This window comes from Nocardia sp. FBN12, assembly GCF_050320175.1.
GTDB lineage: Bacteria > Actinomycetota > Actinomycetes > Mycobacteriales > Mycobacteriaceae > Nocardia.
Genome location: NZ_CP190048.1, coordinates 2,389,273 through 2,401,462 on the forward strand (window position 1 = coordinate 2,389,273; position 12,190 = coordinate 2,401,462).

At 67.0% G+C, this 12,190-nt stretch carries 12 protein-coding genes; 7 read left to right on the forward strand and 5 right to left on the reverse strand.

Features of this window, described 5'->3' with window-relative positions; translation table 11 throughout:
- Positions 1–4 precede the first annotated feature (4 nt).
- The gene (locus ACQHI0_RS11580) at positions 5–1,084 is read left to right on the forward strand and encodes a quinone-dependent dihydroorotate dehydrogenase (protein ID WP_427907936.1); all 1,080 of its coding nucleotides are present in this window, start codon (positions 5–7) and stop codon (positions 1,082–1,084) included.
- A gap of 1 nt (position 1,085) precedes the next feature.
- Here the strand turns inward: ACQHI0_RS11580 and ACQHI0_RS11585 are convergent, their stop codons facing one another.
- Positions 1,086–1,484: a hypothetical protein gene (locus tag ACQHI0_RS11585; protein WP_427907937.1), complete on the reverse strand. Its 399-nt coding sequence runs from the start codon at positions 1,482–1,484 to the stop codon at positions 1,086–1,088.
- Between the two features lie 309 nt (positions 1,485–1,793).
- Here ACQHI0_RS11585 and ACQHI0_RS11590 point away from each other — a divergent pair, with 309 nt between their 5' ends.
- From ACQHI0_RS11590 to ACQHI0_RS11600, 3 genes are all read left to right on the forward strand, one after another.
- Positions 1,794–3,305 (forward strand): PfkB family carbohydrate kinase, encoded by a 1,512-nt coding sequence (locus tag ACQHI0_RS11590; RefSeq protein WP_427907938.1) that lies wholly within the window; start codon positions 1,794–1,796, stop codon positions 3,303–3,305.
- A 36-nt stretch (positions 3,306–3,341) separates the two neighbouring features.
- On the forward strand, positions 3,342–4,151 hold the full coding sequence (locus ACQHI0_RS11595) for a GTP cyclohydrolase II (RefSeq protein WP_427907939.1): 810 nt from the start codon (positions 3,342–3,344) through the stop codon (positions 4,149–4,151).
- 131 nt (positions 4,152–4,282) lie between these two features.
- The gene (locus tag ACQHI0_RS11600) at positions 4,283–6,106 is read left to right on the forward strand and encodes an AMP-dependent synthetase/ligase (protein WP_427907940.1); all 1,824 of its coding nucleotides are present in this window, start codon (positions 4,283–4,285) and stop codon (positions 6,104–6,106) included.
- Positions 6,107–6,165: 59 nt separating this feature from the next.
- Here the strand turns inward: ACQHI0_RS11600 and ACQHI0_RS11605 are convergent, their stop codons facing one another.
- Positions 6,166–6,693, reverse strand: a complete 528-nt coding sequence (locus ACQHI0_RS11605) for a YbhB/YbcL family Raf kinase inhibitor-like protein (RefSeq protein ID WP_427907941.1) — start codon at positions 6,691–6,693, stop codon at positions 6,166–6,168.
- Positions 6,694–6,716: 23 nt separating this feature from the next.
- Positions 6,717–8,078, reverse strand: coding sequence for a M20/M25/M40 family metallo-hydrolase (locus ACQHI0_RS11610; RefSeq protein WP_427907942.1), 1,362 nt, complete (start codon positions 8,076–8,078; stop codon positions 6,717–6,719).
- Positions 8,079–8,220: 142 nt separating this feature from the next.
- Here ACQHI0_RS11610 and ACQHI0_RS11615 point away from each other — a divergent pair, with 142 nt between their 5' ends.
- A complete protein-coding gene (locus ACQHI0_RS11615; RefSeq protein WP_427907943.1) occupies positions 8,221–9,177 on the forward strand; it encodes an endonuclease/exonuclease/phosphatase family protein in 957 nt (318 codons plus the stop codon).
- A gap of 57 nt (positions 9,178–9,234) precedes the next feature.
- Here the strand turns inward: ACQHI0_RS11615 and ACQHI0_RS11620 are convergent, their stop codons facing one another.
- A complete protein-coding gene (locus tag ACQHI0_RS11620; RefSeq protein WP_427907944.1) occupies positions 9,235–9,960 on the reverse strand; it encodes a helix-turn-helix domain-containing protein in 726 nt (241 codons plus the stop codon).
- Between the two features lie 254 nt (positions 9,961–10,214).
- On the opposite strand from ACQHI0_RS11620, the gene ACQHI0_RS11625 reads away from it, so the two are divergent.
- Positions 10,215–11,036 carry an alpha/beta fold hydrolase gene (locus ACQHI0_RS11625; RefSeq protein ID WP_427907945.1) on the forward strand — a complete coding sequence of 274 codons (822 nt, stop codon included), beginning with the start codon at positions 10,215–10,217 and terminating at the stop codon, positions 11,034–11,036.
- 49 nt (positions 11,037–11,085) lie between these two features.
- Entirely contained in the window at positions 11,086–11,493 is a 408-nt protein-coding gene (locus tag ACQHI0_RS11630) for a hypothetical protein (RefSeq protein WP_427907946.1), read from the forward strand.
- Positions 11,494–11,565: 72 nt separating this feature from the next.
- Here ACQHI0_RS11630 and ACQHI0_RS11635 read toward each other — a convergent pair whose 3' ends face one another.
- The gene (locus ACQHI0_RS11635) at positions 11,566–12,171 is read right to left on the reverse strand and encodes a TetR/AcrR family transcriptional regulator (protein WP_427907947.1); all 606 of its coding nucleotides are present in this window, start codon (positions 12,169–12,171) and stop codon (positions 11,566–11,568) included.
- Positions 12,172–12,190: the final 19 nt, after the last annotated feature.

Genomic DNA, 12,190 nt, shown 5'->3' on the forward strand with positions numbered 1-12,190 from the left:
GACCATGTACGCCCTCCTGCTACGCCTGATGTTCCTGATCCCGCCGGAGCGGGTGCATCACCTGGTGTTCGCCGCGCTGCGCTTCGCCGCCTGGTTCCCGCCGACCCGCTGGCTGGCCCGCAAGCTCACCGTGGTTCACGACCCGATCCTTGCCACCACCGCGTTCGGCGTCGACTTCCCCGCACCGCTCGGCCTCGGCGCCGGTTTCGACAAGAACGCCGACGGCGTGAACACCTGGGGCACACTCGGTTTCGGTTTCGCCGAGATCGGTACCGTCACCGCGCACGCCCAGCCCGGCAATCCCGCGCCGCGTCTGTTCCGGCTGCCCGCCGACCACGCCCTGATCAACCGGATGGGTTTCAACAACCACGGTGCCGCCGCCGCGGCCGCCCGCCTGCACGGCGCGCACCCCACCGTCCCGATCGGCGCCAACATCGGCAAGACCAAGGTCACCGAACCCGAGGCCGCCGCGGGCGATTACGCGACCAGTGCCCGATTACTCGGCCCGCTCGCGGATTTCGTCGTCGTCAACGTGTCTTCCCCGAACACCCCCGGCCTGCGCGACCTGCAAGCCGTCGAATCCCTGCGCCCGATCTTGCAGGCCGTGCTCGACAGTGTCTCCGTGCCGGTCCTGGTGAAGATCGCCCCCGACCTGTCCGACGACGACATCGACGCCGTCGCCGACCTCGCCGTCGAACTGGGCCTGGCGGGCATCGTCGCCACCAACACCACCATCCGCCGCGACGGACTGAACACCCCCACCGCCGAGGTCGAAGCGATGGGTGCGGGCGGCCTGTCCGGCGCCCCCGTGGCCGAACGCTCCCTGGAAGTGCTGCGCCGCCTCTACACCCGCGTGGGCGATCAGGTGGTCCTGATCTCCGTGGGCGGTATCGAAACCCCCGAGCAGGCCTGGGCCCGCATCCTCGCCGGCGCCACCCTGCTGCAGGGCTACACCGGGTTCATCTACGGCGGTCCTTTCTGGACCACCCGCATCCACCGCGGCATCGCGGCCAACCTGCGCGCGGGCGGCTACGCCTCGCTGTCCGACGCGGTCGGCGCCGAACACCGCGCCCACTCGGTCTGAACTACCCGAAGTAGACGCGCCGCTTCGCGTTGGCGTGCCCGAACAGCTGCGGCGCGGTCCGCGGACCACCCACGGGCACCGCTCGATGAGCTGCCTCCTCGGGGTCGCCGTTGCCGAACCGCTCGATCATGCGCTTGTACAGCCGGATGATCGCCTGCTCCCACACGATCCCGAGGGTGTCGGCGTGTGCACTGATCCGGGCGTGCGCGATACGGTCGTGAGTGGCGGTGGCGTCGCTGATCAGTTCGTCGAGAAGCATTCCCGCGTAAGCCTGTTCGCGGGTGAGTCGACGTTCGGGCAGCCAGCTCAGCTGCCAGACGTCCGGGTCCGTGACCACACGCACGGCGTATTCGGGGCTCCGGGTGCTGCGCATGTCGTCCGGGGTCAGGTGAATGGTCATCGGATTCTCCGATTCCACGAAGGGGAGCTCGTGCTCCCAGTTCCTCTGGATGCCGACGCGCCCCACATCTCGCGTTCGGCACGTGCATCGGCGGTGGCGCCGACTGCACCTCGAGCTCGCCGTGTCCTGGGCGAACTCGCTGTATCGCCAACTGCAGTGTGGCATTTGCCCTTCACTGGGGTCAATTGCCGTTGTACTTTGGTAATTGCCGGAATTCGGGCGCGGCAAACCCCGAATTCCGGCGATCGCAGTCCGGCGTCCGCCGCTGATCGGTCACCCCGGTAGGTCGAGAAGTCTCTGGGAGGAAACATGGCGACGGTTCCCCAGGACGCTCGCGTGGCCGCGATCCGCTCCATCCTGGCGAGATTGGGAAAGTACGCGGGGCTGAACGCAGAACGCTTGCGCCACACCGAGATCGACGCTGCGCCGCTGCTAGAGCTACTGCCGGTGCGACGACATGCCCGGCGCACCGGGGTCACCGTCGAGGAATCGATCCTGCCGGTCGTGCGTGAGGTCGCGCAGTGGCTACCGCCGACGGACCGGCTGATCGTGGATGCGGTGTTGTCGCTGGGCTTGTTCCGGGACCGGTCTGGCGTCGGTATCGATATCGAACGCCTTTATGCAGATAACCTCGGGGAACGTCGAGAGGCCTTGACCGAACAGTGGGTCGGTTTGCACACCCTGCTCGATGTCGACCCTGTGCCCGAGGCGCCGACGGTCAAGCGGTTGCGCACGTCCTCCGAGCACAATGCGTTGACCGCACTCGCCGGCTTTCTCGCGACCGATTCAGGTCATTCGATGGCCGGACGATCAACCGCGCGGCCCACCACCGCGCCCGCGCAGCACGGCGTTGTCACCGTCTTCGGTGACGCTGTCATCGACCACCTCTACCGGGTGGACTCGTTCCCTGACTCCGAGAACGCGGCGAGCGGAACCTTCCGCGGGCACCCCGGCGGCAAAGGACTCAATCGCGCCGTTGCCGCCGCTCGGCTCAGCATCGAAGTCCATCTGGCCTGCGCGGTCGGCGGCGACGAATACGGCCGCCGCATCCTCGAATTCATCGAGAACGAAAATGTGAACCTGGACCTGGTCAAGGTCGTCCCCTTCGCGCAATCGCTGGTGACCGCCGTGGTGACCACACCCAACGGTGAATCCCGCATTCTCGGCTGCCGCGACAACCGTGTCCAACTTCAGGACGAAGACCTGCACCGCCCGGAACTGCGCGCCGCGTTGGAGGCCTCGGACGTGGTGATACTGAGCTTCGAACAACCGCCCTCGGTGATCGAACAGGTGCTCTCGGCGGTCTCGCGGATGCGGCCCAAACCGCCCGTCATCGTGTGCCCGACACCAGCGATGCCCGTCCCACAGAGCCTCTATCAGCACCTGGGCGCGGTCGATTACCTCGTCGGCAGCGCGGCGGATCTGGACGCGTTGCTGCCTGATGTGCCCGCCGAATCCACCGACGACGTCGCCCGGTTGCTGCGAGGTCTCGGCGTCGGCACCGTCTGCATGGTCGAGAATTTCCGGTGTGTCGTCAATTCCGACACTGTGGCGGCTGTCATCGACCATTTCCCACAGGTGCTCAAAGCATCCGTCGGCGCCGCCGCCGCATTCACCGGCGCCCTGGCCTATCGTGTCGTCAACTCTCGAACCCCGTTGACTGTCACCGATTTCGTCTGGGCGACCGCAGCGATGATTCCCACCCAGAATCTGGGCGCGGTCGCGGTCTCCATGCCGAGCGTCGAAGAGATCGACCGGATCGTGAACCTGTATCCACGAAGCGGCAACAGTGCGGATAGCTCGGAATTGACCCCCGGTTAACGTGTCCGAGACCACACCGCGCGTAGAGTCGCGCCGTTGCCATATTCCGTCCACGCAGCGGGGTATCCCGATGCCGGAACAGCCTCGGAGGAGCGCTTGACGATCACCGATCCCGACCAACTGGCGGCGGTAGCGTCGAATGGTCGAGGCGCTGACGATCTGCGACCGGTGCATCAATTCAGCCGCAACGGCACCCAGATCCGGGTGCAGGTGCACACCATCGACAGCCCGACCGACGGCGGCTACGTCCTGGTCTTCGGCGAGCCCGGCGCCAAGCCCCTGGTCCGCGTGCATTCCCGCTGCCTCTACGGGGACGCCCTCGGATCCGACGACTGCGACTGCGGCCCCGAACTGGCGCTGTCGATGAACATGATCCAAGAAGAAGGCGCCGGGGTGCTGGTGTATCTCGAACAGGAAGGCCGCGGCGCAGGCCTGATCTGGAAGGCGATCGGCTACCGGACCAGCGAGCAACTCGACATCGACACCTTCGACAGCTACGAGTGGTTGGGCCTCGACCCCGACACCCGCCGTTACGAGCTGGTCGCGAAGACGTTGTGCGACCTCGGCATGACTCGGGTGCGCCTGCTCACCAACAACCCGGACAAGGTGCGAGCGCTGACCGAGGCGGGCATCGCGGTCGAGGTCATTCCGCTGGCCATCCAGCTCGGTACCGAACGCGGCCGTCGCTACCTCGACGCCAAAGTCCGCCGCCGCAAGCACATGATCCCCCGCGATTTCGCGCCGTGGGCCCCGCTGCCGAACGTAACCGCCGAGGTCGCGAACCCGCGGTCGAGCCCGCAACGGCCACGGTGGTGGCGCCGGTTGCGGATCGGGCGTCGCTGGTAACCCCCCTCACAATCCCGTATGTCCGGTTACGATAAGTGAGCCACGCCACTGCCGATGTCCTTGCCTCGAGATAACGAGACAGTTTCACTCGCATTGGCTCGGTATCCAGCTCGGCCTATGGGAACAGGAATATGACAGACATCGGTTTCGCGCACGCATCCGGCGTCACGGTGCACACCGTGCCCGCCGCCTTCCAGCAGACTGCCGCCCTTCGGCCCGACCAGATCGCCTTGCGCACGGTCGGCGGCACCCAGGAGATCACCTGGTCCGAGTACGCGGCCCGGGTCAAGGCGTTGGCGGCCGGATTGGCGAAACTGGGTGTGCGACACGGCGACACGGTCGGCATCATGCTCACCAACCGGCCCGAGTTCAACCTGATCGACACCGCCGCCCTGCACCTGGGCGCCGTCCCGTTCTCGGTGTACAACACCAGCTCCACCGAGCAGATCGCGCACGTGTTCGCCAACGCGGGCAACAAGGTGGTCATCACCGAGCAGGCCTTCCTCGACACGATCCGCGCATCCGGCGCCGAGATCGAACACACCGTGATCGTCGACGGCACCGCGGAGGGCACGATCACCCTGGCCACGCTGGAAGCCGATCCCGCACCGGACTTCGACTTCGACGCGGCCTGGCAGGCGGTGCAGTCCGGCGATCTGGCCACGTTGATCTACACCTCCGGCACCACCGGCCCGTCCAAGGGTGTCGAGCTCACCCAGAGCAATGTGATCGCCCAGGTCGTCGGCCTGGTCTCGGGTCCGCTGCCGGTCGGCTTCGACGACCGGGCCGTGTCGTATCTGCCCGCCGCCCACGTCGCCGACCGTATTTCCGCGCACGCGATGAGCCTGCTCACCGGCATCCAGATCACCACCGTCACCGATCCGCGTGAGATCGCCGCCGCCCTGCCGGATGCCCGTCCGACGGTGTTCTTCGGTGTGCCGCGGGTGTGGCAGAAGATCAAGGCGGGGATCGAGAACAAGCTCGCGGTCGAGCCGAGCCCGGTCAAGAAGGCACTGGCCAACTGGGCGATCGGTGTCGGTGTCGCGCAGGCCAAGGCGAAGCTGGCCGGTGAAAGTTCGCTGGTACTCGGCGTGCAGCACAAGATCGCCGACACCCTCGTGCTGTCGAAGTTGCGTGAGGCGCTCGGGTTCGCGGAGTTGAAGTGCGCCGCCTCCGGTGCCGCACCGGTGCCGCCGGAGACCCTCGAGTACTTCCTCGGCCTCGGCTTCGCCGTCACCGAGGTGTGGGGGATGTCGGAGACCGCGGGTGTGGGCACCTACACCGAGCTCGACAAGCCGCGCCCCGGCTCGGTCGGCCGGGTGATGGACGGGTGCGAACTGCGCCTCGACGCCGATGGTGAAGTGCTGCTGCGTGGCCCGATCATCACCCCCGGCTACCGCAATATGCCCGACAAGACCGCCGAAGCCATCGACGACGACGGCTGGCTGCACACCGGCGACATCGGCACCCTCGACGCCGACGGCTACCTGCGCATCGTGGATCGCAAGAAAGAACTGATCATCAGCGAAGCGGGCAAGAACATCGCCCCCTCCAATATCGAGAACGCCATGAAAGCGGCCTCGTCGATGATCGGTCAGGCTGTCGCGATCGGCGAGGCCCGCCCCTACATCACCGCACTGATCATGCTCGATCCCGATGTCGCGGCGTTGCGCGCCAAGGACTTCGGCGCTACCGATGCCACCCATGCGGAACTGACCCGGCGCAAGGAGATCGTCGACGAGGTCAGGGAAGCGGTGCTCGCGGGCAACCGCAAGCTGTCGCGGGTGGAGCAGATCAAGCGCTTCGTGATCGTGGACAACCTGTGGGAGCCGGGCGGTGACGAGCTGACCCCGAAGATGTCGCTCAAGCGGACCCCGATCGCGAACAAGTACGCCGAGACGATCGACGAGCTCTACGCGGCGACTCCGCCGGAGCACGTCGTCAATGTGAAGTAGGCAGCACAGAAGACAGCGGTGGCCCCGGAAAGTATCAGGGCCACCGCTGTTTTCGTATGTCAGTTCTGTTCGTAGGTGCCGATCAGGATGGCCCTGGCCAGGGTGTGGAAGAACAGGTTGAACCCGAGGTAGGCGGGCGTCGCGTCCGGTCCGATTTCGAGTTCGGCGACATCGACCGCGTGCACGACGACGAAATACCGGTGCGGTCCATGACCTTTCGGCGGTCCCGCGCCGACGAAACCGGGGAAACCCCCGTCGTTGCGCAAGCTCACCGCACCGGCGGGCAAGCTGCCGCCTTCGCTGCCCGCGCCGACATCGAGGGTGGTGACCGACGCCGGAATGTTGGCGACAGCCCAGTGCCAGAACCCCGATGCGGTCGGCGCGTCCGGGTCGTACACCGTCACCGCGAAACTCTGTGTGCCCTCGGGGAATCCGGACCAGCTCAGCTGCGGCGAGATGTCCTTACCGCCGGCCCCGAACACCCCCGACACCTGATCGTCGGCCAGCGGCTGACCATCGGTGATGTCGGCGGAAGTAAGGGTGAACGACGGCACCTGCGGCAGCGCGTCATAGGGGTTGTACGTCATAGAGAGGACCTTTCCAGTCGAGGTCAGCTGTGCAGTAGGAAATGTTCCAGCACCCGGGTGCCGAATTCCAGCGATTGGACCGGCACCCGTTCGTCCACCCCGTGGAACAGGGCGGTGAAGTCCAGCTCCGGCGGCAACTGCAGCGGCGCGAAGCCGAAGCAGCGAATCCCCAAGCGCGCGAACGCTTTCGCGTCGGTGCCGCCGGAGAGCATGTAGGGCACGGTGCGGCCGTCGGCGTCGTGGGCCAGGACCGCGTCGTTCATGGCGTCGACGAGGTGGCCGTCGAAGGTGGTCTCGTAGGAGTCGAGCTTGGTGATCCATTCCCGCTCCACGTCGGGTCCGATCAGTTCGTCGACCTCGCGTTCGAACGCCGCCTGCCGCCCCGGTACCACCCGGCAGTCGACCACGGCTTCGGCGGTCTGCGGGATGACGTTGGCCTTGTAGCCGGCCTGCAGCATCGTCGGATTCGCGGTATCGCGCAGGGTGGCGCCGATGATGCGTGAGATGGTGCCCAGCTTGGCCAGCTGACCTTCGATATCGGGTCCGTGCGGGTCGAACGCCAGCCCGCTCTCCTCGCTCACCGCGGCCAGGAACTCGGCCACCGAATCCGAGAGCACCACCGGGAAGGTGTGGCGACCCAGACGGGCGACGGCTTCGGCGAGGATGGTGACGGCGTTGTCCTCGTGCAGGAACGACCCGTGCCCGGCGCGGGCCTTGGCGCGCAACCGCATCCAGCCCAGCCCCTTCTCCGCGGTCTCCACCAGGTAGAGCCTGCGTTCGGTGCCGTCGGGGCGTGGCACGGTCAGCGAGAACCCGCCGACCTCACCGACCGCTTCGGTGACCCCGTCGAACAGGTCGGGCCGGTGCTCCACCAGCCATTGCGAGCCCCACTTGCCGCCGTTCTCCTCGTCGGCCAGGAACGCGAACACGAGATCTCGCGGCGGCAGGGTGCCTTCGGCTTTGAACTGGCGGGCCAGGGCCAGGGTCATCCCGACCATGTCCTTCATGTCGATCGCGCCGCGCCCCCATACGTAGCCGTCGCGCACCGCACCGGAGAACGGGTGCACGCTCCAGTCGGCGGCCTCGGCGGGCACCACATCGAGGTGCCCGTGGATCATCAGCGCACCGCGACTCGAATCGGCACCCTTCAACCGCGCGAACACATTCCCGCGTCCCGGCGCACCCGACTCGACGTACTCGGTCTCGTAGCCGACCTCGTGCAACTGCTGTGCCACCCACTCGGCGCACTCCCGCTCGCCCTTGGTGGTGGACAGCTCGCCGGTATTGGAGGTGTCGAACTGGATCAGCTTGCTGACCAGCTCCACCACCTCGTCTTCCGCGCGGGACCGCCCGTTCGAACCAGAATTCTCGCCAGATACCGACACGCCCCCTTTCCTACCACCATTCCCACACCCGCCGCGCCACCTGCCGGTCGGTCCGCCCTTGCGCCGCTGCTCGCCGCCACAGACTCACCGTGAGCAGAACAACGAATTCGCCTACGTCCCCGCCGCGTGCTTGGCTGACCAGATGCGAGCGCAGGTAGTCCGAGTAGGTGTCCGTGTGCTGGCCGGGGCCGCGACATCGGCCGGAGTCGCCGGGGTCGCGTTGCATGTCATCCGGTGGCCGCTGGAACCGCTCGTGCTGGCAGCTTCGGGGGCGCCCTATCTGATGGGTGGTGCGGTGCTCGGTGCCGTCGGTTTCGCGGCGACCAGGCAGTGGATCGCGACCGGTGTGGCGGTGGCCGTCGCGGGCATCGGCATCGCGACCCAGGCGCCGTTGTATTTCGCGGAGCCCGGTGGTGACGGACAGCCGATCATGGCGATGCAGGCCAACCTGCTCTTCGACGGTGCCGATCCGAATGTCGTGGTGGATCAGGTGCGTGCGCGTGACATCGCGATCCTCACCGTCAACGAGCTGACCCGCACCGCCGTCGACAGCCTGTCCAGTGCCGGTCTCGACCAACTCCTGCCCCACCGCTACCTCGCCCCCGGCCAGACGGCCAGCGGCACCGGCATCTGGAGCCGATTCCCCTTGTCCGACACCGTCGAATACGACGGCTACGTCCTCAACCAGATCTCGGCCACCGCGACCGTGCCCGAGATCGGCCCGGTCACGATCTATGCCTTCCACCCGGTCCCGCCCGTCTACGACACCGGGGTCTGGGCCGACGAGCTCTCCCGCCTGCACGAAATCCTGCGTCGCTCCCCCGCCGACCGCCCCGCGATCGTCGGCGGTGATTTCAACGCCACCTACGACCACGCCCGTTTCCGCGCCATGGCATCGGGCCGGTTCGCCGACGCCGCGATCCAAGCCGGCGCGGGCCACCTGGTCACCTATCCCACCGACAAGCCCATCCCACCGCTGGTGGGCATCGACCACTTCCTGCTCGCCGGTGCCCACGCCACGACCGTCGAGACCGTCGATCTGCCCGGCGCCGACCACCGCGCACTGGTCGCCCGGATCGTCCTCGACGCCGACCACTAGCCGATCGAATCTGGCTGTAGCAACGCATTTTTCGTCGAAACGAAGTCCAGCCGCTCGCTACTCCCGTTCGGCGGCTCGCTCGGCCAGGCGCTCACGCCACTGTTGCATCGCCTGGCGCAGGGCCGCGCCGACGATGGCGACGAACTCGGCGGATTGCTCGAAGCGGGCACCGGCCGGGGTGTCAGGTCCGAGCACCTCGACGCCGCGCAGCGTCATGGCGGACAAGGCGTTCTGCATCTGCACCGAGGCGACCAGGTTGCGCAGCCAGATGTCGTCGTCGACGAGGTAGCGTTCGCGCCGTTCGCCGGGGATCAGTTCGCGTCGCAGCATGCCCTGCTGTTCGAGGAACGCCACCGCGTTCGAGATCGAGGCGGGGCTCACGCGTAGTCGCGCGACCAGCTCGGCGGCCGTGAGCGCCCCGGAGTCGGTGATCTGCAGGCAGGCAAGCACTCTGGCTTCCATGCGCGGCAGACCCTGCTCGATCAGCAGGGCGGTGAACGATTCGGCGAAGTCGGCAACTGCCTGGGGGTCTCGTCCGTAACCGCCGTCGGGAATCGGTGGTGCGCAGGGCTTGGCCCGCTTCTGTCGGCGTGCGCGCTGCTGGGTGGCTTCCTGTGCGCGTTCGGCTCGGTAGTCGTCGGGTCCGCCGTTGCGGGTGACCTCGCGCATGACGGTCGAGGCGGGCCGCCCCAGCGTGCGCCCGATCTCGGCGTAGCCGAGGCCGTCCGCGAGCCCCGTGGCGATGTGCTGACGGTCCGCGTCGGTGAGTCTGCCTCCGGGCATCGCTGCTGGTCACCTTTCTGTCGACCGGTGCGGAGCCGATAGCCCGCACCACGCCCAGTATGCATTCACCCCCAGTTCATTGCAACGCGCAACGCGGACCTCCGTTGCATTCACCCTCATTATCATTGCAATATTGATGTATTTGCACGCTGTAACAGGCATTTTCGACGGATTCGATTGTTGACAGTTTGGTGAACGCAATCTATGGTTTAGCCATCAGTAAATAACGAATACCGCAACGCAAGGACACGACAATGACTTCCTCGAACCCCACCGACGCGACCACCGCCGCATGGACCGGCATGGTCCCGATCGACGACACCGAACTAGCCGTCACCGACACCGGCGGCATCGGAACCCCGGTGATCTACCTCAACGGTCAGTTCGCCACCCAGGGCTACTGGCGCCGGGTCATCGCCGAACTCGGCCCCGGCTACCGCCACATCACCTTCGACGAGCGGGCCCGCGGCAAGTCGAAGAAATCGGCCGACTACTCCTTCGACACCTGTGTGCGCGATATCGACGCGATCCTCGCCGCCAGGGGCATCACGCAGAAGCCGATCGTTGCCGGTTGGTCCTACGGCGCCTACCTCGGCGCGCACTGGACCAGCCGCAACCCCGACGCTGCCGTCGGCGCGGTTCTCGTCGACGGCGCGTTCCCCTACGACTGGCTCGACGAGGCGATGGAACTGCGGATTCGCAAGCTGTTCAAGCGTTTGAGCTGGGTGCTGCCGCTGGCCCGCCCGACCGGTCTGGCGCCCCGCCTGACCGCACAGCAGCAGGCCGACAGCAATATCGAACTCGGCAAGCTCTCGAGCGTGAGCAAACTGGGACCGGTACTCGACGCCATCACCGTTCCGGTGCGCTACGTGGTCGCGTCCGGAACCTCGTTCGGCAGCAAGGGCGACGAGCAGGAGAAGATCCGCGCCGGCCTCAACGACGTGCTCGCCACCAACCCCAACATCCGCATCAGCGCCAAGGTCCCCAGCAACCACGGTGCGATCCTGCGCAAGGACTTCCGTGCCATCGCCGATGCCGTACGCGAGGTCGAGGCGACCTCGTCGGCAACCAGCTGAATCCCACCCATTCCCCACCCGCACAACACAACCCAAGGAGCACATCACCATGTCCGTCACCCTCACCACCCAGGAAAAGGCCACCCTGCGGACCGCCGCCTACGGCGCCGTCTCCCTCCTCGCCGCCGCGGGCGCGGCTACCTGCAAGCCGCACAAGATCGCCACGACCGGCAGCATCGCGCTGTCGTCGGCGACCGGACTGGTCGGCCATGTCCTGGCTGAGAAGTCCGGTCGCATCGCGCTGAGCGGTACGTCGGTCGCCGAGCTCGCCGATCAGGTGCTGCCCGCCCTCACGGCGGCGATGAGCCTGCTCGGCAAGCACGACCCGGTCGAGGCCGAGAATTTCCGCAACACCATCGCCGTCGCCATCGACACCGCCCAGCTCTACCAGACCCGGCCCAACCCGGCGATGACCGACCTGACCCGCAAGATCACCGGAGCGCTCGCCGCCGCGTGATGAAACATCCACTCGCGCAACCACAGCCGTGTCACAGGGCCCGTGACACGGCCATCGTGGTGCGCCGGGTGATCAACGACCGACGGCAGAGCCCTCGGCCAGCACCATGGCCACCCGCGCCGCCATCGCCTGACCGGCCGCACGCAACGGTTCGGCCGAACGCAGTGTGCGGCCGAGAACGAACGCCCCCTCCAGTGCGGACAGGATCGCCAGGATCAGCTCGCGCGCCGCGGATTCCCCGACCCCGCGATCGACAAAATACTTGGTGCCCTGGCTGATCCAGTCCCGCATCACCTCGGCTGCGACCTCCCGCAAGACCGGTTCGGCGTCGGCGATCTCCCCCGCGACCGTGCCGACCGGGCACATGTTCATCCACCCGGATTCCGCGAGCGTGCGGGCGGCGTCATCGAACGCGGCAGGCACGGCCGCTCGCAGATCATCGTGTGGGTCCATCAGCAGCGGCAGCAGCTGAATGTAGGCGGCACCCGTGCTGCGCAACGCCTCGGCCGCGATCTGTACTTTGCCCTGCGGAAAGTGGTGGTAGAGCGACCCCATCGGCGCCTCGGCCGCGGCGGTGATCTGCTTGACGGTGATCGCGCTGTACCCGTGGACGCGCATCAATTCGGCGACCGCGGTCACCAGGCGGTCACGGGTACTCGTTGACATCTGCTCGCTCACTCCACCAGACTAGAGCAAG

Bases quoted from the DNA above. Each gene is read 5' to 3' on its own strand.
- ACQHI0_RS11580 (WP_427907936.1), top strand. From the start codon at position 5: ATGTACGCCCTCCTGCTACGCCTGATGTTCCTGATCCCGCCGGAGCGG.
- ACQHI0_RS11585 (WP_427907937.1), bottom strand. From the start codon at position 1,484: ATGACCATTCACCTGACCCCGGACGACATGCGCAGCACCCGGAGCCCC.
- ACQHI0_RS11590 (WP_427907938.1), top strand. From the start codon at position 1,794: ATGGCGACGGTTCCCCAGGACGCTCGCGTGGCCGCGATCCGCTCCATC.
- ACQHI0_RS11600 (WP_427907940.1), top strand. From the start codon at position 4,283: ATGACAGACATCGGTTTCGCGCACGCATCCGGCGTCACGGTGCACACC.
- ACQHI0_RS11605 (WP_427907941.1), bottom strand. From the start codon at position 6,693: ATGACGTACAACCCCTATGACGCGCTGCCGCAGGTGCCGTCGTTCACC.
- ACQHI0_RS11615 (WP_427907943.1), top strand. From the start codon at position 8,221: ATGCGAGCGCAGGTAGTCCGAGTAGGTGTCCGTGTGCTGGCCGGGGCC.
- ACQHI0_RS11620 (WP_427907944.1), bottom strand. From the start codon at position 9,960: ATGCCCGGAGGCAGACTCACCGACGCGGACCGTCAGCACATCGCCACG.
- ACQHI0_RS11625 (WP_427907945.1), top strand. From the start codon at position 10,215: ATGACTTCCTCGAACCCCACCGACGCGACCACCGCCGCATGGACCGGC.
- ACQHI0_RS11630 (WP_427907946.1), top strand. From the start codon at position 11,086: ATGTCCGTCACCCTCACCACCCAGGAAAAGGCCACCCTGCGGACCGCC.